Source organism: Neisseria dentiae (assembly GCF_014055005.1).
Taxonomy (GTDB): domain Bacteria; phylum Pseudomonadota; class Gammaproteobacteria; order Burkholderiales; family Neisseriaceae; genus Neisseria; species Neisseria dentiae.
Map to the genome: position 1 here is coordinate 1,404,010 of NZ_CP059570.1, position 23,232 is coordinate 1,427,241.

Genomic DNA, 23,232 nt, shown 5'->3' on the forward strand with positions numbered 1-23,232 from the left:
TTTGCTTAAAACCCATTTTGGGATTTTTGAAGGCTGTCAAGAATATCGAAAAGCACTGCGAAGCCGCGTAATTCTTGAAAATACTCGAAAATCACGAAACAATCATTTCAACAAAAAATAAAGGCCGTTTAGCATAAAAAGTGTAAACAACCCGACCGTTTCCAACAACGCAAAGACTCCAGATCGTCTGAAAATATAGTCAATTAAAATAAGAACTACGTAGCAGTGCAGTCATAAAATCTCCCACGGCAGGTAAAACTTTCCGCAAATGCTTTTTAATATTCGCCCATACCTTTTCAATCGGATTAAGCTCGGGTGAATAAGGAGCAAGGGGCAATACTTTATGTCCCTGCTTCTGCGCCATTTCAGTCAAAACCGCCATACGGTGGAAACGGGCATTGTCCATAATGATGACGGATCTCTCCGTCAGTTCGGGCAGCAGCATTTGCTCAAACCATGCTTCGAACAGGCTGCCGTCCATGGTGCCGCAATAGGTCATGGGGGCAATCAGGCTGAGACCTTTGCGAAATACCAGCTACTCCATCCAAACGGTTACCTGAACAATCAAGGTAACCGTTTTTGCATTTTCAGACGTGTTTCTCGTCCATATTTCCCTCAATTAGCCCCTTTATCGGGGTGTCCATTGCCTTTTCAGGCAGCAGCAGGCACACAAAGCCTGTTGGCTGCCTTTAGCAGGTTCAGGCACACCGCTTTCAAATGGCTTTGCGCCAGCACTTTCCGTAAGCCAAAATAACGCGCTCTTTTACAGCCGAACTTCCGGTGCAGCGTACCGAAGGTTTGCTCGACCACATAACGCACTTTCGACAGCTGCGTATTGCGCTGTTTCTCATGCTCCGTTAAAGGTTTGCCCCGGTGTGCCTTACGCATAATGCCGTCGGATAGCTGTTTGCTTTGCAGATGTTCCCGGTTGGCTTTACTGTCATACCCTTTATCGGCATAGACGGTTGTTCCGGGTGCGATGCCGTCCAACAGCGGTTCGAAATGGTTGCATTCATGGGCGTTGGCCGGAGTGATGTGCAGTTTCTCGATATAGCCTTCTGAATCGGTGCGGGTGTGTTGTTTGTAGCCCAAGGTGAATTTGCCCTCTTTCTTCACCCAGCGCGCATCCTTGTCTTTGCTGGGCAAGGTTTCGGCGGTGATGCCGTTTTCATCGGTTTCGATAGCCTGACGCTGTTTGCCTCCGGCAGTTTGGATGATGGTGGCGTCAATTACTGCCGCCGGGGCTTTCTCTATTTTTAAGCCTTTTTGGGTCAGCTGGCAGTTAATCAGTTCGAGAAGCCGGGCTAAGGTGTCATCCTGTGCCAGCCAATTGCGGAAACGGCAGAGGGTGCTGTGGTCAGGTAAGGAGACCTCATCAAACCCGCAGAAGAAGTAGAAATCCAGACGGGTGGCTAAACAGCGTTCCAATTCCGGATCGGAAAGGCTGTGCCATTGGCCGAGCAATACGGCTTTGAGCATGGGCAGTAGCGGATAGGCGGGGCGACCGCGGTGGTCGCGGATGTAACGGGTCTTTTGCCGGTTGAGAAGTTGTTCGATGGGCTGCCAATCGAGTAGCTGGTTAATTTTGAGCAACGGGTAGCTGTCGATATGTTTGCTCATCATTATAGTGGATTAAAATAAGAATGCCGAAGTAGGGTAAAACGATTCTTTAGCATATCGCCCAATTGCAAGTTTGAATGCAGTTATTTCATTTCGGAGTTTTTATTTGAATTCACTATATTTGGGCTTGTTGGTGGAAAAAGCTGTTCATAAAAAACTCCTCTGAATTCTTTAGGAGAATTTAGAGGAGTTTTGGTTTTTTTGCAAAGGTCTCAGGCTGCCTTTACCTTGGATTTGTGCCGCAACCAATGAAATACGTTGGTATTTTCTGCCGCTGATTTGTGCTTTGACGGGTACGCCTTTTTTCGAGTAAGCGTAAGGGCGGTAAAAAAAGGTGTCGAACCCTGTTTCATCAAGAAAAACTGCTTGATAGTCAGTATATTGGCTCAATGCTTGTTGATAAGCGGCTACTTGTTCGGGTTTTTGTTCTTTGTATGTGGTGGTCTTTTTTTTCGTGTGATGCCCATGACTTTGAGCAGGTAGCTGACATTTGGGGCGCTGCACCCTAAATGTTCTGCGATTTCGTGCAGGTAGGCATCAGGATGCTGTTCGAGATAGTCTGAAAGCTGTTGCCTGTCTATTTTTGTGGCATTACCACCTTTGACTTGATGCGCCAGTGAACCTGTTTGTTCATAGAGTCGCAGCCAACTGCTCAGCGTTTTGTCGCTGATACCATATACACGGCAGACTTGGCTTGCATTTTGGCATTGCCGGTAATATTCGATTGCTTTTTGTCGGAGTTCTATCGGGTAGGCCATTTTTTTCTGCTGGTAAGGGGGAGTAAAGTTCGGAATTCTTATTTTAATTCACTATATTCCCCAATTCCAATCACAAAAAACGGGCAACTCTTTGAAAAAGCACGCTCGTTTTTGATTCGCTATTATTTTGCGGCTATTTGCGCTCCACCTGGCTCACATCGCGCACGGCGCCGGTGTCGGCGGAAGTGGTCATCGCGGCGTAGGCGCGCAGGGCGGCGGAAACGTGGCGGTCGCGGTTTTCGGGTTGCCATGCTTTTGCGCCGCGTGCTTCCATTTCGGCGCGACGGCCGGCCAGTTCTTCGTCGGATACGGCCAGGCGGATGCTGCGGTTGGGGATGTCGATTTCAACGGTATCGCCCTCGCGCACCAAGCCGATGGCGCCGCCTTCGGCCGCTTCGGGAGAAACGTGGCCGATGCTCAAACCGGAAGTGCCGCCTGAAAAACGGCCGTCGGTAAGCAGGGCGCAGGCTTTGCCCAAGCCTTTCGATTTCAGGTAGCTCGTGGGATAGAGCATTTCCTGCATGCCGGGGCCGCCTTTGGGGCCTTCGTAGCGGATAATCACGATGTCGCCGGCCACGATTTGGTTGTCCAAAATGCCGGCCACGGCGCTGTCTTGGCTTTCAAACACGCGGGTGCGGCCGGTAAATTTCAAGATGCTGTCGTCCACGCCGGCGGTTTTCACCACGCAGCCGCGCTCGGCGATGTTGCCGAACAGTACGGCCAAGCCGCCGTCTTGCGAATAGGCAAACTCTTTGCTGCGGATACAGCCGTTTTCGCGGTCTAAATCCAAGCTCGGCCACTGGCGGTTTTGCGAAAACGCCTGGGTGGTGCGCACGCCGCCGGGTGCGGCTTTGTAACGCGCATGCGCCGCTTCGTTGGCGGGATTCATCACGTCCCATTGTGCCAGCGCGTGTTTCAGCGTGGGTGCGTGCACGGTGGAAACATCGGTTTGCAGGCAGCCGGCGCGGTCGAGTTCGGCCAAAATCCCCATCACGCCGCCGGCGCGGTGAACGTCTTCCATGTGGTATTTCTGCGTGGTGGGCGCAACTTTGCACAGGCACGGCACTTGGCGGCTGATGCGGTCGATGTCGGCCATTTTGAAATCCACCTCGGCTTCGTTGGCGGCGGCCAGCAAGTGCAGCACGGTGTTGGTGGAGCCGCCCATCGCCACATCGAGGCTCATGGCGTTTTCAAACGCGGCTTTGGTGGCGATGCTGCGCGGCAGTACGCTCGCGTCGTCTTGTTCGTAATAGCGTTTGGTGATTTCCACAATCAAGCGGCCCGCTTCGAGAAACAGCTCTTTGCGGCCGGCATGGGTGGCCAGCAGCGAGCCGTTGCCGGGCAGCGACAAACCGAGTGCTTCGGTGAGACAGTTCATCGAGTTGGCGGTAAACATGCCCGAACACGAGCCGCAGGTGGGGCAGGCGGAACGCTCTACCGCGGCCACTGCTTCATCACTCACGTTGTCGTCGGCGGCATCAACCATCGCATCGACCAAATCGAGCTTGCGCTCGTCAACGATATTGGCCACGCCGATCACTTTACCCGCTTCCATCGGCCCGCCGGAAACAAACACGGTGGGGATGTTCAGGCGCATGGCGGCCATCAGCATGCCGGGGGTGATTTTGTCGCAGTTGGAAATGCACACCAGCGCGTCGGCGCAGTGGGCGTTCACCATATACTCCACCGAATCGGCAATCAAATCGCGGCTGGGCAGGCTGTAGAGCATGCCGCCGTGGCCCATGGCGATGCCGTCGTCCACCGCGATGGTGTTGAACTCTTTGGCCAAGCCGCCCGCCTTTTCGATTTCGCGGGCAACCATCTGACCCAAATCGTGCAAATGCACATGGCCGGGCACGAATTGGGTGAACGAGTTGGCGATGGCGATAATCGGCTTGCCGAAATCTTCGTCGGCCACGCCGGTGGCGCGCCACAATGCGCGGGCGCCGGCCATATTGCGGCCGTGGGTGGAGGTTTTGGAGCGGTAGGCTGGCATGGTTGTTATCCTTTTTCTGAATCGGTTGCAGGCCGTCTGAAAGATTGCAGCGGTTTGAATATCGGTTTTGCGGTTGCAAATATGTTGCAGAAACCGTTTTCAGACGGCCTTAAATAAATACGTTTGACGATGTTTTTTTAAGGAGTGTAGTCAGGATTTTAACCAAAAATGCCGCCGCAACGCGGTCGACTACACGCCCTAAGGCTTACAAGCGCACTTCGATACCGGCTGCGCGCATAGCCAGTTTGGCTTCGTGTATGCCCACTTCGCCGAAGTGGAAAATGCTGGCCGCCAGCACCGCATCGGCTTTGCCTTCTTTCACGCCGTCGATCAGGTGCTGCACGTTGCCCACGCCGCCGGAAGCAATCACGGGAATATCCACCGCCTCGGAAACGGCGCGGGTGAGCGGCAGGTTGAAGCCGGCTTTGGTGCCGTCCCTGTCCATGCTGGTGAGCAGGATTTCGCCCGCGCCGCGCGCCTGCATGTTTTTCGCCCATTCCACCGCATCAATGCCGGTGGGCTTGCGACCGCCGTGGGTAAACACTTCCCAACGGGTGTTTTCCGGGTTGACGGCTTTGGCGTCTATCGCCACCACAATCGCCTGCGAGCCGAAAAAACCGGCCGCTTCGTTAACCAAATCGGGGTTGGTAACGGCGGCGGTGTTGATGCTGGCTTTGTCGGCGCCGGCATTGAGCAGGCGGCGCACGTCGGCCACGCTGCGCACGCCGCCGCCGACGGTTAGCGGGATAAACACCTGCGAAGCCACGTCTTCAATCACATGCAGAATGGTGTCGCGGTTGTCGCTGCTGGCGGTAATGTCGAGAAAGGTCAACTCGTCGGCGCCTTCGTCGTTGTAGCGTTTGGCCACATCGACGGGGTTGCCCGCATCGCGCAGGCCGACGAAATTCACACCTTTGACCACGCGGCCGTTATCGACGTCCAAACAGGGGATGATGCGTTTTGCTAATGCCATATTGTGTTTCCCGAAGCAGGCCGTCTGAAAAAAACGGCACGGGTGTTTTCAGACGGCCTTGGTTGGTGCGGCTAAACGCCGGTGCGCCCAATCTAAAATATTTGAAGGCCGGTTTCATTATTGGCGTTTAATTGCCGCCGAGCAAATCGTTATACACGTCCAATGTTTTTTTTGCCATAACTTCGCCGGTAAACGATGCCAACGCTTTTTGTTGGCCTGCTGCGGCAAACGCGGCTCTTTTTTCCGGATCGCTAACTAACTCGTGCAAATATTGCCGAAACTGTTCAATATTGCCGTTTTCAAAAATATAGCCGGTTTTTCCGTGCTCAATCTGATCATAAGCCCCGCCCGTGTTGCTGCGAACCACGCAACACCCCATCAGCATCGCTTCAACCACCACCAAGCCGAACCCCTCTACGCGCGAAGGCAGCACCATGATGTCTATCATCGGATAAATTTCGGTGAGCGGCTGGAACGGCAGGATTTTCACCATTTCGGTTAAACCCATATCGCGTATTTTCTGCTGCACGCTGTTGATTTGGCTTTCTGCCGAAGAGCCGACAAACACAATTTCAATTTTTTCTTTTATTTCAGGCGGCAGGCCGTCGACGGCATCCAGCAGAATATCGTGCCCTTTGTTATATTCGAATGAGGCAACCAACCCGATAACCACCTTGCCGGTTGAAATGCCGTGTTTGCGCTTCAGCGTTTCTTTTTCGCCATCGCTCAGATTTTTATAATATTTTTCTTTAGAAACCCCGTTATGAATCAGATATAAATCTTTATCGCCGTATTGATAACGGTTTTTCAGCATATCGTAAATCTCGCTGCTGATGGCGATCTCTTTGCTTGCCCGGTAATCCAATATCGGATATTTGTTGTCCATACCGTGGCGGGTGCGCACGAATTTCAACCCCAAAAACTTCGGCACGAGCGACAATATCGGTGTGTGGATATGTATGATGTCGAATTGGTGCTTTTTGAGGGCTTTTCTGCACGCCAAAATACTGCGGATCAAGTTCAACACATAAACCGCCTTGCTGGTTTTATTAATCGGAAAATCTATTTCGATAAACTTGATTCCCGTGTCGAGCAGGCGGTTGAACTGCCCCATGTTTTCTTTTGATTCTTTATAGCGGGCGCCATAAGAAAGCAGATAAACATCATGCCCTTCTTTTATCAGCTCTTCAGTCAGATCAATAAGATAATTCGTTACACCGCCGAGAAACACCACTCTGGACAGCATTGCAATTTTCATACTTGTCTCCAAAATTATTTTGCCGAGCAATTCAGGTGCGCTTCCGGAAAACGGTTTGTGTCAAGCCGCCAAACCCGCCACCCAGGCAGGCAGACGCTCGAAAAGCTGGTAATAGCCGATTGCGCCCACGGCAGCCAATACCATCGTGCTCATAAAGCTGCCGGCAACACGGTTGACGATGGCGAACAGCAATGAAGCATAGGCCCATAAAATACCCATCACCGCGCACCACTGCCCGTCAATCTGCGGCAGCGCGAAATCTATACCCATGCTGATTAATATGCTGATGATGGTGAAGGCCAGCCCTTCGCTGACGGCGCGGATATCGCGGCTGGACGACCACAGCGTCCAAAAGCCCAAAACAAATGCCTGAAACATGGTTTTACCCCTTTTTAATAAAAAACAATCTGTTGTTTGAAATATTTTTACGTTTTCCGCCGGATTGCGGCAGCCGTTTCAGACGGCCTTTGCTTATTGCGCCGTAAGCGAATCGGCCAGCTTTTGCGCTTCGGCAAAATCAATGCTGCCTTCGTAAATCGCCCGGCCGGTGATGGCGCCGGCCACGCCGCTTTTTTCTACGGCGCACAGGGCGCGGATATCGTTCAAATCGGTCAGCCCGCCCGAGGCAATCACGGGGATTTTCACGGCTTCGGCCAGTTTGACGGTGGCTTCGATGTTTACGCCGCTCATCATGCCGTCGCGGCCGATGTCGGTGTAGATGATGCTGTTGACGCCGTCGTCTTCAAAACGTTTGCTCAAATCAATCACATGGTGTTCGGTAACGGTTGCCCAACCGTCGATAGCAACCATGCCTTCTTTGGCATCCAAACCCACGATGATGTGGCCTGCGAATTCTTTGCAGGCTTCGCGCACGAATTCGGGTTTTTTCACGGCGGCGGTGCCGATAATCACATCGGTCAGCCCCAAATCGAGGTATTTTTCGATGGTTTGTAAGTCGCGGATACCGCCGCCCAGCTGCACGGTAATCTCTTTGGCCACTTCGCCCAAAATGCCGCCGATGGCTTCGAGGTTTTTCGGCTTGCCGGCGAAGGCGCCGTCCAAATCCACCAAATGCAGACGGCGCGCGCCTTGTTTGAACCAATGCAGCGCGGTTTCGGCCGGGTTGTCGGAAAACACGGTGGCCTGATCCATCAGGCCCTGCTTCAGGCGCACGCAGCGGCCTTCTTTCAAATCGATTGCGGGAATCAGCAGCATTTTATTTCCTGGTATTTTTCATGCTTTCAGACGGCCTCGATGCCGTCTGAAAAGGCTGTATTTTACACAATTTTAACCGTTCCAGCGGAGAAAATTACGCAGCAGTAGCAGGCCGCCGTCGTGGCTTTTTTCGGTGTGGAACTGGGTGGCGAACACGTTGTCTTTGCCCACGATGCAGGCAAATTCGTTCGGATATTCGCTGGTGCCGAGCACAATGCCGTTATCGGCGGGGGCGAAATAGTAGCTGTGCACAAAATAGAAACGGGTGTTTTGGGGCACATCTTGAAACAGCGGATGCTCCTGCGTTTGATGCACGGTGTTCCAGCCCATATGCGGCACTTTGAGCTTGCCTCCCTCGGCATCGCGGCGGTTGGCCGCAAAACGCTTCACATCGCCCGCAAACCAGCCCAAACCGGCGGTATCACCCTCTTCGCTGTGGTCGAACAGCAGTTGGGCGCCCACACAGATGCCGAAAAAAGGCTTGTTTTTCAGGCCGTCTGAAACCGCCTCGCCCAAGCCGCTGCGTTGCAGCGCGGCCATGCAGTCGGGCATGGCACCCTGCCCCGGAAACACCACTTTATCGGCGGCAAACACTTCTTCGGGGCGGTCGGTGAGCACGATTTGCGCGTTCACATCCGCCAGCTTCTGCGCGGCCTGCACCGATTTCAGCACCGAATGCAGATTACCCATGCCGTAATCGACGATGGCAACTTTCATGTTTGATCCTTTCTGGCGGTTTGAACCATTGCAAACGGCAGATGATAACAGAAACAAAACAGAGGCCGAAGCCCCTGTTTTACCGCCGTTAAACTTCCAAATACTCCATAATGCTCTCCGCCGCATCGCGCCCTTCGGCGATGGCGGTCACCACCAAATCCGAGCCGCGGGTGATGTCGCCGCCGGCAAACACTTTCGGGTTGGCGGTTTGCTGTTTCAGACGGCCTTCGGCGGCGATGCGGCCTTTGCCGTCCACATTCACGCCCACGTCAGTCAGCCACGGCATGGCGTGCGGCGCAAAACCGAAGGCCACGATTACCGCATCGCAGGCAATCACTTCTTCGCTACCCTCGATGATTTCGGCGCGGCGGCGGCCTTTTTCGTCCGGCTCGCCCATGCGGGTTTTGACGATTTTGATGCCGCTCACCTTGCCGTTTTGATCGGTGTGCACCGCCAGCGGTTCAGCTTCGATTTCAATGGGTTGGGCGTTAAATTGGAAGCCCACGCCCTCTTCTTTGGCGTTGGTGTATTCTTTTTTGCTGCCCGGCATATTGGCCGCGTCGCGGCGGTACACACAGGTAACTTCCGCCGCACCCTGGCGCACCGAAGTGCGCACGCAGTCCATCGCCGTGTCGCCGCCGCCCAGCACCACCACGCGCTTGCCCGCCATGCTCACATAATCGGGCGCATCCAGATTGAGCAAGTTTTGCGTGTTGCCGATCAAGAACGGCAGCGCCGAATACACGCCCTCGGCGTTTTCGTTGGGAATCTCGGCCTTCATGCCCTGATAGGTGCCCACGCCCAAAAACACCGCGTCGTATTGCTGAACCAACTCGGCCAGCGTGATGTCTTTGCCGATGTCCACGCCCAGCTTGAACTCGATGCCCATGTCGTTAAACAGCTCGCGGCGGCGGCTCATCACGTCTTTTTCCAGCTTGAACGAAGGAATGCCGAAAGTGAGCAGGCCGCCGATTTCAGGCTGACGCTCGTACACGGTAACCGCCACGCCGTTGCGGATCAGTACGTCGGCACAGCCCAAACCGGCCGGCCCGGCACCGATTACCGCCACTTTTTTGCCGCTGGCGGGCACATCGCCCACCTGCGGTTTCCAGCCCATTTCAAAGGCTTTTTCGGTGATGTATTTTTCCACATTGCCGATGGTTACCGCGCCGAATTCGGCGTTCAGCGTGCAATCGCCCTCGCACAGACGGTCTTGCGGGCAGACGCGGCCGCACACCTCGGGCAGCGTGTTGGTGGAATGCGCCAATTCGGCCGCTTCGATGATGCGCCCTTCGTTGGCCAGTTTCAGCCAATTGGGGATATTGTTGTGCAGCGGGCATTTGTTTTGGCAATAAGGGTTGCCGCACGCCAAACAGCGGTCGGCCTGCGATTGCGCCTGTGTATCGGTAAACGCCTGATAAATCTCCACAAACGCGGTTTTGCGCGTGTTCAGCGGGATTTTCGGCGGATCGACACGCGGCAGGTCGATAAATTGGTAAACATTTTCACGGGACATGGTTTGTTCCTTTTTTTCTTTTGTCAATGGGTGGTTTATAAGCTTTCAATAAACGCACGAATATGTTGTGCCACTTGCGGGGCGTGTTGGTAAGCAAAATCGTGTTGCCCTTGTGGAATCATGTGCAAGTGTGCATGGGGCAACTGTTGTTGTAGGGCGTGCCCAATGGCAAGGGGGCTAATTGGGTCGGCATCGCCCCAAAGCAGCAAAACAGGTTGTTTGACATGCGCCAAATCGGGGCTTAAATCGTATTGGGCTTCAACAAACCATGTGGGCAGATGCGCCAAATTGAGTAAATAATCTTCGCGCCAATCTGCTGCGCCCAATGCTGATGTGTCCAAACCGCCTGATGTGGCAACCAAGACCAAACCTTGTACATAATTGGGTTTACGCAAAGCGGCTTGTATGGCAATGATGCCACCCATGGATTGCGCTACGATAATGGTAGGTTGGGAGATGTGGTCAATCACCCAATCGCTTAAGGTGGCAAAACTATGTACGCTGGCTACTTTGGGTTGTCCAGCAAATTCAGGGTAGGCTTGTAAGGTGCAGCGATAAGATGCAGGCAATAAGTTGGCAACGGGTTGCCAAAATGTTGGGTCACCTGCTGCGCCCGCTAAAAACAATAATCGAACTGTTTTCATGATGTCTCTGCCGGTTTTGTAGCCCGACATAATTTGCTCATTACCTTTGTCGGGCATAAATGCCCGACCTACGGAACTACTGGCGCACTACCATCATCAAGCCTGCGCCAACCGGCAGAATACTGTGGGTAAAACGCTGGTCAGCCGCCACCAAGCGGATAAAATCGGCCACTTGCTCGGCATGGGACAACACATTGTCCACCACCAGCGTGCTGCCCGCCTCGGCCAAGGCATCCGCCAAATGCGGCCAATATCCGCAATAGGCGGGCCGCTCGGCATCCAGCAAAATCAGATCATAGACTTCCCGGTTGTCGGCCAGAAATGCGCCAGCATCCCCGCATACCGCCTGCACCCCGTTTTGCAGGCCGTTGGCGACCAAATGGCGCATGGCGGCTTGCTGGCGTTCGGCTTCGATTTCCAGCGTGGCCAGCCGGCCGCCGGTCTGTTCCAGCGCATCGGCCAGCCACAAGGTGGAATAACCGCCCGAGGTGCCGATTTCCAATACGTTTTGCGCGCGTTTGGCCAATACCAGCAAGGCCAGAAATTGGGCCGATTCCGGCTCAATGCTGCGCCAGCGCTGCAAACGGTCGGTTTGCGCGGCATCCTCGCGACGATAGCTTTGATAAAGCTGCTCAAGATAGGCACGACGTTCGCTATTCATGTGTTTTCCCCAACGGTTTTGCGATACAGGATTTCGCCGGGCAAGCCGTCAAAATCTTTGTATTCCCGATGCACAAAGCCCTGCTTGGTCAGAATCTTGCGTGAGGCCACATTGGCCGGGTCGATGATGGCAAAGATACCATCCAGTGCTTGTGTTTGCGCCAAGGCCAGCAATTGGGCGGCAATGCGCCCGCCCCATCCTTTGCCCCAGTATTCGGGCAACAGCATATAGCCCAGCTCGGCCTCGCGGCTATCGGCGGATTCAAGCGTAAGCTTGCCCAAGCCCAAAAACCGCCCTGCCGCATCCCGTACCTTGAAGCTGCCGAACAGCGGATGCAGCGCATTGTTGGCCAACAGTTTGTCAAAATCCGCCCGCGCTTCGTGCTCCGGCAAGGCGCGTTCGGTAATCATCGCCATCACCTCGGCATTGCCGACGAGTTGCCGATAATCGGCAAAATCGGCTGCGGTGAATTTTTCCAATGTCAGTTGTGTCATGCAGTTTCTCCTGTACCATATCTGCTTGGTTGGCAAGCCAGTAAGTCGGCCATAAATGCCCGACCAATCATTTTCAGACGGCCTTTCAGGTAGCCTTTGAGGCCGTCTGAAAACCCTTACGCCGTTACTTCGCGCAATTCCATCACGGTGCGGCGTTTGTGGCCGAGCAACGCGTTAACATCGTTGGCTTTCGGTTTCACCAGCACAAACTTGCCGACTTGGTTTTCCCAATCGCCCAAGATGCGCTCGCCGATACGGCTGTGGGTCAGTTCGACGTGGCGTTCAATCAGGCCGCGCAGGTGTTCCTGGTGGGTGGGCAGATCGGTGATGCCCAAACCTTCGACCATTTCGGGGTTGATGCGGCCTTTGAATTTGCCGTCCACATCGAGCACGTAGGCGAAGCCGCCGGTCATGCCCGCGCCGAAGTTGATGCCGGTTTTGCCGAGAATGGTCACCACGCCGCCGGTCATGTATTCGCAGCCGTTGTCGCCGATGCCTTCCACCACGGCCAGTGCGCCGGAGTTGCGCACGGCGAAGCGTTCGCCCGCGCGGCCGGAAGCGAAGAGTTCGCCGCCGGTGGCGCCGTAAAGGCAGGTGTTGCCGGCAATGGCGGCGTCTTCGGCTTTGAAGGCGACGCCGTTGTGCGGTTTGATGACGATACGGCCGCCCGCCATGCCTTTGCCCACATAGTCGTTGGCATCGCCGGTTAGCTCGAGGTTCACGCCGCCTGCGAGCCACACGCCGAGGCTTTGGCCGGCGGTGCCGTTGAGGCTGATGTTGAACTCTTGGCCGGCTTTGCCGCGGTTGCCGTGCGCTTGGGCGATGATGCCGGAGAGTGCGGCGCCGACGCTGCGGTCGAGGTTGGAAATATCGAAGCTCATGTCGGTGCCGCTGCCGTTTGCCAGCGCTTCTTGCGCTTCGCGCACAATCTCGGCGTTCAGACGGCCTTTATCGAACGGGGCGTTGTTTTGCGTGCAGTGGCGCGCGCTGCCGTCGGGCACTTTGGGCGAATACAAGAGTTTGCTCAAATCCAGCCCGCGTTGTTTGGCGGTTTTGCCTTCGATGATTTCCAAGAGTTCGGTGCGGCCGATCAGGTCGGTGAGTTTTTCTACGCCCAGTTCGGCGAGAATTTCGCGCACGTCTTGGGCGATAAAGCGGAAATAGTTCATCGCTTTTTCGGCGTCGCCGTGATAATGCTTGCCGCGCAGGGTGTCGTCTTGGGTGGCGATGCCGGTGGCGCAGTTGTTCAGGTGGCAGATGCGCAGGTAGCGGCAGCCGAGCGCCACCATCGGGCCGGTGCCGAAGCCGAAGCTCTCGGCGCCGAGAATGGCGGCTTTGATGATGTCGAGGCCGGTTTTCAGGCCGCCGTCCACTTGCAGGCGCACTTTGTGGCGCAGGTTGTTTTCAACCAATGCCTGTTGCGCTTCGGCCAGGCCCAATTCCCACGGCGAGCCGCAGTATTTCACGCTGGATAAGGGCGAGGCGCCGGTGCCGCCGTCGTAGCCGGCGATGGTAATCAGGTCGGCATAGGCTTTGGCCACGCCGGTGGCGATGGTGCCGACGCCGGGCAGCGACACGAGTTTCACCGAAATCAGCGCTTTGGGGTTGATTTGTTTGAGGTCGAAAATCAGCTGCGCCAAGTCTTCGATGGAATAAATATCGTGGTGCGGCGGCGGTGAAATCAGAGTGGAACCAGGCACGGCGTAGCGCAGTTGGGCGATATAAGGCGTTACTTTATCGCCGGGCAACTGGCCGCCCTCGCCGGGTTTCGCGCCTTGCGCCACTTTAATCTGAATCACGTCGGCGCTCATCAGATAAGCGGGGGTAACGCCGAAGCGGCCGGACGCCACCTGTTTGATGCGCGACACTTTTTCGGTGCCGTAGCGTTTCGGGTCTTCGCCGCCCTCGCCGGAGTTGGAATAGCCGCCCAAGCGGTTCATGGCAATGGCCAGCGATTCGTGCGCTTCGGGGCTTAATGCGCCGATTGACATGGCCGCGCTGTCGAAGCGTTTGAACAGATTTTCAGACGGCTCGACTTTCTCGATGGCAATCGGCGTGCAGTTTTCGGTTTTCAGCCGCAGCATGTCGCGGATGGTGGTTCCCGGACGGTTGTTGACGGCATCGCGGTAGAGGCGGTATTTGGCGTAGTCGCCGCTGTTGACCGCTGCCTGAATGGTGTTGACCACTTCGGGGTTGTAGGCGTGGTATTCGCCCTGCGGTTTGAATTTCAGCAGGCCGCCGGCGTCAATGCCTTGGCTGCGGCGCCATGCGCGTTTGCGGGTGGCGGAAATCTGCTCGTGCAAATCGGCGAACGACGCACCTTCCACGCGGCTGGTGATGCCGGGGAAGCACAAATCGACGATTTCTTTGTTCATGCCCACCAATTCGAACAGGCGCGCGCAGCGGTAGGACGATACGCAGGAAATGCCCATTTTCGACATGATTTTGTACAAACCTTTGTTGATGCCGTTGCGGAAATTGGCCATCACCACGCGCAAGGGTTTGGCAATCGCGCCGGCGTTTACCATCTGCGCCAAACTTTCATACGCCAGATACGGATAAACGGCAGTGGCACCCAAGCCGATCAACACGGCGAAATGGTGCGGGTTGCGCGCTTCGGCGGTTTCCACAATGATGTTGGCGTCGCAGCGCAGATTGGCGGCCACCAAGCGGTTTTGAATCGCGCCCACCGCCAAGGCCGACGGAATCGGCTGGCGGTCTTGCGCGATATGCCTGTCTGAAGCCACCAGCAGCACCGTGCCGCTGCGCACGGCTTCTTCGGCCTGGTTGCACAGGGTTTCGACGGCGGCTTTCAGGCCGCTGTCGGGGGAATAAGTGGCATCGAGCACGGTGTGTTTATAGTGCGCTTCGGGCAGGCGCAGCAGTTGCTGCATATCGGAATACAACAGCACCGGCGATTTGAAGTTCACGCGGTGGCTCATGCCTTCGGCTTCAAAAAACACGCTCATCTCGCGGCCTATGCTGGTGGCGAGGCTCATCACGTGCGCTTCGCGCAAGGGGTCGATCGGCGGGTTGGTTACTTGCGCGAAATATTGGCGGAAATAGTCGAAAATCAGGCGCGGACGCTCGGACAACACGGCAAACGGCGTATCGTCGCCCATCGAGCCGACGGCTTCCTGACCGTCTTCGCCCAACACGCGCACAATGTTTTCCAGCTCTTCGCGGTCATACAGAAACTGCTTCTGATACACGGCCAGCATATCGGCGTTTATCGCCGATTCACCGGCTTCGTTATCGGGCAGTTGCTCGAACGGAATCAGGCGCTGCACGTTTTTATCCAGCCATTCGCGATAAGGATGGCGGGCGCGCAATTCATTGTCGATTTCGGCCGAATGCAGCAGCTTGCCGTTTTTGGTGTCGATGACCAGCAATTGGCCGGGGCCGACGCGGCCTTTTTCCACCACTTCGTCGGGCGCGTAATCCCAAATACCCACTTCGGAAGCAATGGTAATCAGGCGGTCTTGGGTAATCACATAACGTGCGGGGCGCAGGCCGTTGCGGTCGAGGTTGCAGGCGGCGTAACGGCCGTCTGAAAGCACGATGCCGGCCGGGCCGTCCCACGGCTCCATGTGCATGGAATTGAAGTCGTAGAAGGCGCGCAAATCGTCGTCCATATCGGGGTTTTGCTGCCAGGCGGGCGGCACCAACAGGCGCATGGCGCGGAATAAGTCCATGCCGCCGCACACAAACACTTCCAGCATATTATCGAGCGAGCTGGAGTCCGAACCGCTTTCGTTGACAAACGGCGCGGCGGTCTGCAAATCGGGAATCAGCGGCGTATGGTATTTATATGCCCGCGCCCGCGCCCACGCGCGGTTGCCGGAAATGGTGTTGATTTCGCCGTTGTGCGCCAGATAGCGGAAAGGCTGCGCCAATTTCCAACGCGGCTGGGTGTTGGTGGAAAAACGCTGGTGGAACAAACAGATGGCAGACTGCATGCGCAAATCGCCCAAATCGAGATAAAACTTGGGCAAGTCTTTGGGCATGCACAAACCTTTATAAATCACGGTTTGGTTGGAAAAACTGCAAATATAGAAATCGGGATGATCGATACGTTTTTCGATGCGGCGGCGGGTAACGAACAGGCGGCGCTGCAAATCCTGCGTGCGCCAGCCGGAAGGCGCATTGATAAACACCTGTTTGATTTGCGGCATATCCGCCAAGGCAATCGAGCCGAGCACCGCCGGATTGGTCGGCACTTCGCGCCAAGCGGCCACGCCCAATGTTTCGCGGGTTAATTCTTCGTTGATGATGCCGATGCAGCGCTCTGCCTCGGCGCTGTCTTGCGGCAGGAAAATCTGCCCCACGGCAAACTTCTGCGCCAATGAAAAACCGGCCTCTTCTGCAACCGTGCGGAAAAAACTTTCCGGCATCTGAATCGACAAACCGCAGCCGTCGCCGGTTTTGCCGTCGGCCAGAATCGCGCCGCGGTGCTGCATGCGCGACAAACCCAAAATGGCGTTGCGGACGACTTTATGGCTTTGAACGCCGTCGATATTGGCAATCAAGCCGAAACCGCAGTTTTCTCGTTCTACTGTACGGTCGTATAACATGGTCATGGTAGTGGGCCTTTATTTAAGAGGGGTTTATAATTTCGGGCGCTTTTACGGGTTTGTTAGTATTGTTGGCCGGTAAAACAGGCGCGGGGCTATAAAATACCTAAATTGTTGACAATCGTCAAAGCATTTCTTATATTTTAAGCCTCTCTTGACAATCAATTAAGCTGAGTCTTGTCGTTTGTTGATTAACAAGGTTAATCATATGTTTTAGCAATCATTGTGTTGGTTAGTTTGCACAACAGGTTGAGAGTAAAATCTGTAATATTTTACTCAAGATACCTCTCGTTTCAAGTCAGTACGGTATTTTATAAACTTGCGGTAATAAACTTGAAGATACACCTTTATATAACAAAAACATCTTATATTAAAACCAACCATTCTTTCCCTTTTTCAGACGGCCTGATTAAAGTAGCGCACATTTCAATCAGGAACCCATCATGACCGCCACCACCGCCCCACTCCTCCGCTTCATCACCGCAGGCAGCGTTGACGACGGCAAATCCACCCTGATCGGCCGCCTGCTCTATGACAGCAAAACCCTGCTCACCGACCAGCTCGCCAAACTCGACCAAGCCGCGCAAAACGGCCAAACGCCCGACTTCGCCAGCCTAACCGACGGCCTGGCCGCCGAACGCGAACAAGGCATCACCATCGACGTGGCCTACCGTTATTTCGCCACCCCCGCGCGCAAATTCATCATCGCCGACACCCCCGGCCACGAACAATACACCCGCAACATGGTTACCGGCGCCTCCACCGCCGACGCCGCCATCGTGCTGGTGGATGCCACCCGCGTCGATTTCAGCGGTGCCGAACCCGTGCTGCTGCCGCAAACCAAACGCCACAGCGCCATCCTGAAACTGCTCGGCTGCCCCAGCATCATTGTGGCCGTCAACAAACTCGACCTGCTCGATTTCGACGAAAACAAATACCAAGCCATCACCCGCGCCTATCAGAAACTGGCCGGACAAATCGGGCTGGAAGCGCAAGTGTATTTTTTGCCCATCAGCGCTCTCAACGGCGACAACATCGTCAACCCCAGCACCCGCACGCCGTGGTATAACGGCCTGCCCCTGCTGCCCCTGCTGGAAAGCCTGCCCGTAACCCGTAACAACGCCGCCGCCCTGCCCGCCCATTTCCCCGTGCAGCGCGTTGCCCGCCAAGACGGCAGCAGCAGCGACGACTTCCGCGGCTATCAAGGCCGCCTGGAAGCAGGCCGTCTGAAAAGCGGCGACGAAATCAAAGTGCTGCCCGGCGGCAAAACCGCCAAAATCGCCGACATCTTCGGCCCCAAAGGCCGCACCGGCGAAGCCGAGGCGGGAGAAGTCATTACCCTCACGCTCGACACCGATCTCGACATCTCGCGCGGCAACAGCATCGTTGCGGCAAACAGCCCCATTGAGCCGCAGCAAAGCTTCCAAGCCGCACTGTGCTGGTTCGACGAAACCCCGCTCAACCTGCGCCGCAAATACCTGCTCAAACAAGGCACCCAAACCACCGCAGCCCGCATCAGCGAAATCGCCTATGTATGGGACGTGCACACCTTAAGCCGCGTGCAGTCGGCAGGCGAATTGAAGCTGAACGACATCGGCAGCGTCAGCCTCAAAACCCAGCAGCCGCTGGCCGCCACCACCTATGCCGAAAACCCCGCCACCGGCGCGTTTATCCTGATAGACGAAGCCACCAACCACACCGTGGCCGCCGGCATGATACGCAGCAGCGCCCAAGAGAGCACCTTCGAAATTTAAGCCGCCCCCCGGCAAATCCGAATAACATCCCAAACAATAATCCCGGCGCCGCTTAACACCGAGGCCGTCTGAAACACTTTCAGACGGCCTTTTCAACCGTTCGAGCAATATCCTGTTTGATTAAAAACCGTTTGCCCTATAATGAAACCAAAATAAAAACGGCACCTCTAAACTCAGGCAGCCGTTTGCTTTGCCGCAACCGCATTCCGCATACACACCACCGCAAGGATATTCCATGCCCAGCAAACCTTTTACCCGTGCCCTCACCATAGCCGGCTCCGATTCCGGCGGCGGCGCAGGTATTCAGGCCGATTTAAAAACCTTTGCTGCGCTCGGCGCCTACGGCACCAGCGTAATCACCGCCGTTACCGCACAAAACACCCAAGGCGTGCAGGCCGTACACCCCGTGCCGGCCGACATCGTGGCCGCCCAATGCCAATCGGTGTTTTCCGACATCCGCATCGACGCCGTGAAAATCGGCATGCTGCCCGACACCGCCACCATCAGTGCCGTGGCCGCCGCCCTGCGCAAATACAACAACGCCTTCGTTGTGCTCGATCCCGTGCTGGCCGCCTCCTCCGGCGAAAAACTGGCGCAGGAAGACACCGTAGAAGCCCTCTGCAACGAACTGCTGCCGCTGGCCGACCTCGTTACCCCCAACATCAGCGAACTGGCCGCCCTCACCGGCAACAGCCCGGCCGGAAACGAAGACGAAATGCTGGCGCAAGGCCGGCAACTCATGGAAAAAGGCGCGGTAGCCGTGCTGCTCAAAGGCGGCCACTGGGAACACAGCAAAGAAGCGCGCGATTGGCTGCTGGTGGCCGACCACCAACCGCAATGCTTCCGCAACGGCCGTATCGACACCCGCAACACCCACGGCACGGGCTGCACCCTTGCCGCCGCCATCGCCGCCCTGCGCCCCCAGCGCGGCAACCTGAGCACGGCCGTTTCGGCCGCCAAAACCTACCTGCACGGCGCCATCGAAGCCGGCTTGGGCTGGCGCATCGGCAAAGGCCGCGGCCCGCTGGCCCATTTCTGGCGGCATTACCGCGACTGACCGGTGCGGATAAAATTAACAAGGCAGCAAGCCGCAGGCAGCAGCGCAATCAGTTTGTACACTATATGCCGTCTGAAACCGTTGCAAAGCACGCACTCTTAGCAGGAATAAACAATCTTTATCAAAACAAGGCTTGTAATAAACAGCCAAAGCCATTATATTGCTTGAATCTCACTTCACGACAACAACAACGAAAGGAGACGATGATGCAACACCGCAGACGTCAAGCTATCTTCCAGGCGGCCAAACGCGCTTTCCAAGCCCCGGCCAAGCCTGCGGACGGCAAAACTGCCCGCACCAAAACCGCCTGCTGATTTAAGCAATTTTATTTCAAATTTATTACAACGCAAAAGGCCGTCTGAAATATTTCAGACGGCTCTTGTTTTAATACCGTATCAAGACCTTTGCAAAAATACGTTTTAATCCTGAATTTATTTATGTTTCGTCATACTCGGGCTTGACCCGAGTATCTGTTATTTCTTTTGAAATAAAAAGATGCTTGGGTCAAGCCCGAGCATGACGCAGAGGTTTTAAGATACCGAAAGGAATTTTGCAAAGGTCTCCGTATCGTTTCCGCATCAGAGCATCACAACGATTCTGCTTTTTTCAAGCCTTTGGCACGCACGGTGGCTATCGCGCCGTCAATCCCTTTCTGCTTGATTAACTCATTGAATTGGTTTCGGTAAACCGTAACCAAGCTCACCCCGTCGACACGGATGTTATACACCTTATACACCGGCCCCACTTTATAGAGCTGATAAGCCACCTCGTATTTTTTACCGTTTTTGGTGCGGATTTCAGAAAACACGTCCACTTTACTGCTGCCGTTATCAGTGATTTTAGGCAGCAGCCTCACCTGCGCATCGGCAGCGCCCATCAAGGCAGAGCGCGCATACATCGAAATCATCATTTCTTTAAACGCCGCGATAAAGTCGGTTTTCTGCTTGGCCGAAAACTCCCGCCACGGCAAACCCACGGCCAGCGCCGAAATGCGCTGGTAATCCAAAAAACCGTCGGCATAACGCTCGATTTGGCGGATTTTCTGCTGCTCGCTCAAACCGCCGTTGCGCGCCACTTTCAACACCGTATCAATATTCTGCTGTGCCTGCACTTGGGCCGGATGCTGCTGGGTTTGCGCAGCGGCATAAGGCGACACCAGCGCAACAGGCGCGGCAAGTAAAACAGCCATCAGTTTGTTCATGCTTTTCTCTCTCGAAAATAAAAAAGTGTGCCGTTTCAACAAAGCAGGCAGGCCGCCTCTTGATGAAACGGCCGTATTTAACAACAAAGCGGCGTTACCTTGCATTAAAAACTGCAAAATATGCGTTACAGCTTGCATTCCGATATGCCATGCCGCAGAAAACAGAAAGGCCGTCTGAAAAATACTCTTTCAGACGGCCTTATTCAAAATAACAACACAATCAAACCTAACGGGTTTGCGGCGGAGATTCCAAAATCACCTTCGCCTGCTCGGTGAGCGCACCCAAATCAATCAGGCCGATTTGAACCAACACCATCATCAGCACACTACCGGCCACCACGGTCAGCACCGCATAAACCAAGTAGCCCAGCATCACCCGCCAGCCCGGCTGGCCGCTCATTCTGATCAATCCCACAGCCTGCGCAACAAATATCCAAATCTGCCAAAACATCCCCGCAGCTGCCAAAGCAGGCGCGTAAAACAAAGCCAGCAGCGGCACCGACAATGCTTCGGAAGCCAGCACAAAGCCCCATAACGGCAGCTTGCCCGCACCGCGCGACAGCATCCGCCCCATCACCAGGCTCAACACGCCGCATTTCAACACCGTCAGCAACACAGCCAGCGTCACTACCGCCGGGCTTTTGCCGAACAAAGGCGCCGTAGCGGCCGCATTCACCAAACCGATCAGCAGCAGCACGGCGGCGGAAACGGCCAGCGAATAACGGTAGTCGGCGGGATTTTTATAACGCAGGCGCAAGATGTCCCACATATCGCGTAGAAAGTGATACAGCATAAACAGATACGTTTCGGCAAAAGCGTGCATTGTATAGCCAATCAACGCTTTTTCAAACAGAAAGCTGCCCGCACACCGCCGTAAAAAATGAAAAAACAGCCCCGAAAGGCTGTTGTTTTTTGAGCTTGATGCGAAGGAGAGACGCAAACTCTTACAATAACATTATGATATTTTTAATATTTATAAATATTAAATCAAAAAATACCGTAAAAAGTACCGTATCTTTGCAAAAGTCAAAGCGGCCTTAGGGTATTTTTTTACCTTTTCGGCTGAGGGGCAAGCGGGTAAAAAATCATTTTTCAGGCATGGGCGGATTGGCTGATTGCACGGTTTACCCATTCATTCAGGCTGATATTTTGCGCCGCCGCCGCCGCCGCCGCCGCCGCATGGGTTTCAGGGCTTACCCGCACATTAAAGCGGCCTGAATACTGTTTATACGGCTCAATACCTTTTTCTTTGCACACATCGAGAAAAACCGCCAAACTGGCCTCCCCCTCTTTGTGCAAGTCTGCCACGTTATCGGCGTAAAAATCCGCCCCACCGTTAAGGCCGACAAACTCGCCGCGCAGTAACTCGGTTTCAGGGTCGTATTGAATAATAGCTTTATGACCGTTGATTTCCATTACATTGTTCATGGCTTTACTCCGTTTTCTTCCAACCATTTACGCACGCTCGCAACTGCGCCTTTATCTGTATCAGGGCTTGGATGCGGCCTATGAAACACTTTCACTTGCCCGAAAAGGATTACAGCCACACGGCTACCTTCTCTTTCTTGTATTTCCGCGCCCAATTCGACAAACAGAACTTCAATATCCGCCCATTTGATGCCGCCGGATACGGGGCGGCTGAATATTATAGTGAATTCAAATAAAAACTCCGAAATGAAATAACTGCATTCAAACTTGCAATTGGGCGATATGCTAAAGAATCGTTTTACCCTACTTCGGCATTCTTATTTTAATCCACTATAAAGCAAGCGTTCTTTGGTGTTTCTTTTTCATAAAAACAAAATGGCACTAATATTTAGTACCATTCTAAAACAAGGCGGGCGGCATGGCAACCTTAACCACTATCACGGGGTAAGCAACCGCCGTATTTTAAGGCCGTCTGAAACCATTGAAAACCACGCAATAAAATATCAAAAAGTTAATGTTAATCAGACTGTTAAAAAACAGTTTTAACAACTCTCCACGGAAAAAAAATTCTGTGAATGGGAGGGCGGGCGGTCTAGGAATATAAGCCGCCCGAACTTTTAACACCCCCTACCCATTCAACAAAAGCCAGTAAGGAAGCTATACACCCGCTACACTTCACAAAAAACTCGGTGCGAATTACCCGCATGAATCAAACACCAGAAAGTACCTTAGCACTTTCACGCCAGCCAATGTTCAAACAATCGGCCTTTGCCTGCCGCCTGCCCGATATGGTAGCCCGTCATGATGGTTTTCACGGTTAAGTCCAACTCTATTTCCGTCTGCCCGTATTCTGCCGTTAATTTAGGCGTAATGATGCCACCCAATGATAGGGTTTCCCCTTGCTTCCTTTCCAGTAAATAGGCGCATACGCGGCTGTCAAACGCAATTATGTTAGCGTATATCGGCGGGCTGCCTACCCTGTATGTATGCACATTCATTTTCGCTATCACATAGACGCTGCCGCGTACTGTGAACAGCCTTTTGGGCGGCCTTGTCAGCTTACCGATAATGATACCGTCTATCATTTAAAACACCATTTCCGCAAAAAAATATATAACACACCCTCGAAAACTTGGTTACTTTGGTTATCTCGTTGATTTTAAATAAAAAAGTGATAAATTTTTTGGTTACTTGCTGGTTACCGCTTGGTTACCTTTATGTAACCTTATGATTTTAAAGTATAAAATCTTGGCTACCTATTAAGATGTTGTTAAATAAAACAAAACGGCTATCAAGCGGGGCTAGGCCGTCTGAAAGTAACCAACGGTAACCAAGCGGTAACCAACGAGTAACCAAGCTCAAAACA

The 23,232-nt window shown here is 54.2% G+C and carries 18 protein-coding genes and 2 pseudogenes; 2 read left to right on the forward strand and 18 right to left on the reverse strand.

The window, feature by feature from the left end:
• Window positions 1-199: 199 nt before the first annotated feature.
• The 14 genes and pseudogenes from H3L92_RS06645 to gltB form a co-directional block, all read right to left on the reverse strand.
• A pseudogene (locus H3L92_RS06645) lies at window positions 200-514 on the reverse strand (IS630 family transposase); the annotation flags it as partial.
• A gap of 137 nt (window positions 515-651) precedes the next feature.
• Window positions 652-1,623, reverse strand: a complete 972-nt coding sequence (locus tag H3L92_RS06650; protein WP_115336331.1) for an IS5 family transposase — start codon at window positions 1,621-1,623, stop codon at window positions 652-654.
• Between the two features lie 210 nt (window positions 1,624-1,833).
• A pseudogene (locus tag H3L92_RS13025) lies at window positions 1,834-2,378 on the reverse strand (IS630 family transposase); the annotation flags it as partial.
• A gap of 133 nt (window positions 2,379-2,511) precedes the next feature.
• Window positions 2,512-4,374, reverse strand: coding sequence for a dihydroxy-acid dehydratase (ilvD, locus tag H3L92_RS06660; RefSeq protein WP_085365878.1), 1,863 nt, complete (start codon window positions 4,372-4,374; stop codon window positions 2,512-2,514).
• 205 nt (window positions 4,375-4,579) lie between these two features.
• On the reverse strand, window positions 4,580-5,347 hold the full coding sequence (gene hisF / locus H3L92_RS06665; protein ID WP_085365879.1) for an imidazole glycerol phosphate synthase subunit HisF: 768 nt from the start codon (window positions 5,345-5,347) through the stop codon (window positions 4,580-4,582).
• A 127-nt stretch (window positions 5,348-5,474) separates the two neighbouring features.
• The gene (locus H3L92_RS06670; protein ID WP_085365880.1) at window positions 5,475-6,605 is read right to left on the reverse strand and encodes a glycosyltransferase family 4 protein; all 1,131 of its coding nucleotides are present in this window, start codon (window positions 6,603-6,605) and stop codon (window positions 5,475-5,477) included.
• Between the two features lie 60 nt (window positions 6,606-6,665).
• Entirely contained in the window at window positions 6,666-6,983 is a 318-nt protein-coding gene (locus H3L92_RS06675) for a multidrug transporter MatE (RefSeq protein ID WP_085365881.1), read from the reverse strand.
• 93 nt (window positions 6,984-7,076) lie between these two features.
• Complete coding sequence (gene hisA / locus H3L92_RS06680) at window positions 7,077-7,820, reverse strand: 1-(5-phosphoribosyl)-5-[(5-phosphoribosylamino)methylideneamino]imidazole-4-carboxamide isomerase (protein WP_085365882.1); 744 nt, start codon at window positions 7,818-7,820, stop codon at window positions 7,077-7,079.
• Window positions 7,821-7,892: 72 nt separating this feature from the next.
• Window positions 7,893-8,537 (reverse strand): imidazole glycerol phosphate synthase subunit HisH, encoded by a 645-nt coding sequence (gene hisH / locus H3L92_RS06685; protein ID WP_085365883.1) that lies wholly within the window; start codon window positions 8,535-8,537, stop codon window positions 7,893-7,895.
• Between the two features lie 88 nt (window positions 8,538-8,625).
• The gene (locus tag H3L92_RS06690) at window positions 8,626-10,053 is read right to left on the reverse strand and encodes a glutamate synthase small subunit GltD family protein (protein WP_085365884.1); all 1,428 of its coding nucleotides are present in this window, start codon (window positions 10,051-10,053) and stop codon (window positions 8,626-8,628) included.
• A gap of 35 nt (window positions 10,054-10,088) precedes the next feature.
• Window positions 10,089-10,754, reverse strand: a complete 666-nt coding sequence (locus tag H3L92_RS06695; RefSeq protein WP_218019565.1) for an alpha/beta fold hydrolase — start codon at window positions 10,752-10,754, stop codon at window positions 10,089-10,091.
• A 19-nt stretch (window positions 10,755-10,773) separates the two neighbouring features.
• Window positions 10,774-11,358, reverse strand: a complete 585-nt coding sequence (locus H3L92_RS06700) for an O-methyltransferase (RefSeq protein WP_085365885.1) — start codon at window positions 11,356-11,358, stop codon at window positions 10,774-10,776.
• On the reverse strand, window positions 11,355-11,852 hold the full coding sequence (locus tag H3L92_RS06705) for a GNAT family N-acetyltransferase (RefSeq protein WP_085365886.1): 498 nt from the start codon (window positions 11,850-11,852) through the stop codon (window positions 11,355-11,357). The genes H3L92_RS06700 and H3L92_RS06705 overlap by 4 nt, the downstream gene beginning before the upstream one ends.
• A gap of 116 nt (window positions 11,853-11,968) precedes the next feature.
• Window positions 11,969-16,432: a glutamate synthase large subunit gene (gene gltB / locus H3L92_RS06710; RefSeq protein WP_211276412.1), complete on the reverse strand. Its 4,464-nt coding sequence runs from the start codon at window positions 16,430-16,432 to the stop codon at window positions 11,969-11,971.
• A 437-nt stretch (window positions 16,433-16,869) separates the two neighbouring features.
• Here gltB and H3L92_RS06715 point away from each other — a divergent pair, with 437 nt between their 5' ends.
• Window positions 16,870-18,180: a sulfate adenylyltransferase subunit 1 gene (locus H3L92_RS06715; RefSeq protein ID WP_115336332.1), complete on the forward strand. Its 1,311-nt coding sequence runs from the start codon at window positions 16,870-16,872 to the stop codon at window positions 18,178-18,180.
• 235 nt (window positions 18,181-18,415) lie between these two features.
• Window positions 18,416-19,237 carry a bifunctional hydroxymethylpyrimidine kinase/phosphomethylpyrimidine kinase gene (gene thiD / locus H3L92_RS06720; protein WP_085365888.1) on the forward strand — a complete coding sequence of 274 codons (822 nt, stop codon included), beginning with the start codon at window positions 18,416-18,418 and terminating at the stop codon, window positions 19,235-19,237.
• A gap of 586 nt (window positions 19,238-19,823) precedes the next feature.
• Here the strand turns inward: thiD and H3L92_RS06725 are convergent.
• The 4 genes from H3L92_RS06725 to H3L92_RS13510 form a co-directional block, all read right to left on the reverse strand.
• Window positions 19,824-20,438 (reverse strand): MlaC/ttg2D family ABC transporter substrate-binding protein, encoded by a 615-nt coding sequence (locus tag H3L92_RS06725; RefSeq protein ID WP_085365930.1) that lies wholly within the window; start codon window positions 20,436-20,438, stop codon window positions 19,824-19,826.
• Window positions 20,439-20,664: 226 nt separating this feature from the next.
• Complete coding sequence (locus tag H3L92_RS06730; RefSeq protein ID WP_085365889.1) at window positions 20,665-21,261, reverse strand: hypothetical protein; 597 nt, start codon at window positions 21,259-21,261, stop codon at window positions 20,665-20,667.
• A 269-nt stretch (window positions 21,262-21,530) separates the two neighbouring features.
• Window positions 21,531-21,866: a type II toxin-antitoxin system HicB family antitoxin gene (locus tag H3L92_RS06735; RefSeq protein ID WP_085365890.1), complete on the reverse strand. Its 336-nt coding sequence runs from the start codon at window positions 21,864-21,866 to the stop codon at window positions 21,531-21,533.
• Window positions 21,863-22,150, reverse strand: a complete 288-nt coding sequence (locus tag H3L92_RS13510) for a type II toxin-antitoxin system HicA family toxin (protein WP_310648960.1) — start codon at window positions 22,148-22,150, stop codon at window positions 21,863-21,865. Before H3L92_RS13510 ends, H3L92_RS06735 begins: the two co-directional genes overlap by 4 nt.
• Window positions 22,151-23,232: the final 1,082 nt, after the last annotated feature.

Coding starts and splice junctions, on each gene's coding strand:
- hisA (WP_085365882.1), bottom strand. CDS start 7,820: ATGCTGCTGATTCCCGCAATCGATTTGAAAGAAGGCCGCTGCGTGCGC.
- H3L92_RS06735 (WP_085365890.1), bottom strand. CDS start 21,866: ATGAACAATGTAATGGAAATCAACGGTCATAAAGCTATTATTCAATAC.
- H3L92_RS06700 (WP_085365885.1), bottom strand. CDS start 11,358: ATGAATAGCGAACGTCGTGCCTATCTTGAGCAGCTTTATCAAAGCTAT.
- ilvD (WP_085365878.1), bottom strand. CDS start 4,374: ATGCCAGCCTACCGCTCCAAAACCTCCACCCACGGCCGCAATATGGCC.
- hisH (WP_085365883.1), bottom strand. CDS start 8,537: ATGAAAGTTGCCATCGTCGATTACGGCATGGGTAATCTGCATTCGGTG.
- thiD (WP_085365888.1), top strand. CDS start 18,416: ATGCCCAGCAAACCTTTTACCCGTGCCCTCACCATAGCCGGCTCCGAT.
- H3L92_RS06705 (WP_085365886.1), bottom strand. CDS start 11,852: ATGACACAACTGACATTGGAAAAATTCACCGCAGCCGATTTTGCCGAT.
- H3L92_RS06695 (WP_218019565.1), bottom strand. CDS start 10,754: ATGCCCGACAAAGGTAATGAGCAAATTATGTCGGGCTACAAAACCGGC.
- H3L92_RS06670 (WP_085365880.1), bottom strand. CDS start 6,605: ATGAAAATTGCAATGCTGTCCAGAGTGGTGTTTCTCGGCGGTGTAACG.
- H3L92_RS06730 (WP_085365889.1), bottom strand. CDS start 21,261: ATGCACGCTTTTGCCGAAACGTATCTGTTTATGCTGTATCACTTTCTA.
- H3L92_RS06690 (WP_085365884.1), bottom strand. CDS start 10,053: ATGTCCCGTGAAAATGTTTACCAATTTATCGACCTGCCGCGTGTCGAT.
- hisF (WP_085365879.1), bottom strand. CDS start 5,347: ATGGCATTAGCAAAACGCATCATCCCCTGTTTGGACGTCGATAACGGC.
- H3L92_RS06725 (WP_085365930.1), bottom strand. CDS start 20,438: ATGAACAAACTGATGGCTGTTTTACTTGCCGCGCCTGTTGCGCTGGTG.
- gltB (WP_211276412.1), bottom strand. CDS start 16,432: ATGACCATGTTATACGACCGTACAGTAGAACGAGAAAACTGCGGTTTC.
- H3L92_RS06715 (WP_115336332.1), top strand. CDS start 16,870: ATGACCGCCACCACCGCCCCACTCCTCCGCTTCATCACCGCAGGCAGC.
- H3L92_RS06650 (WP_115336331.1), bottom strand. CDS start 1,623: ATGATGAGCAAACATATCGACAGCTACCCGTTGCTCAAAATTAACCAG.
- H3L92_RS06675 (WP_085365881.1), bottom strand. CDS start 6,983: ATGTTTCAGGCATTTGTTTTGGGCTTTTGGACGCTGTGGTCGTCCAGC.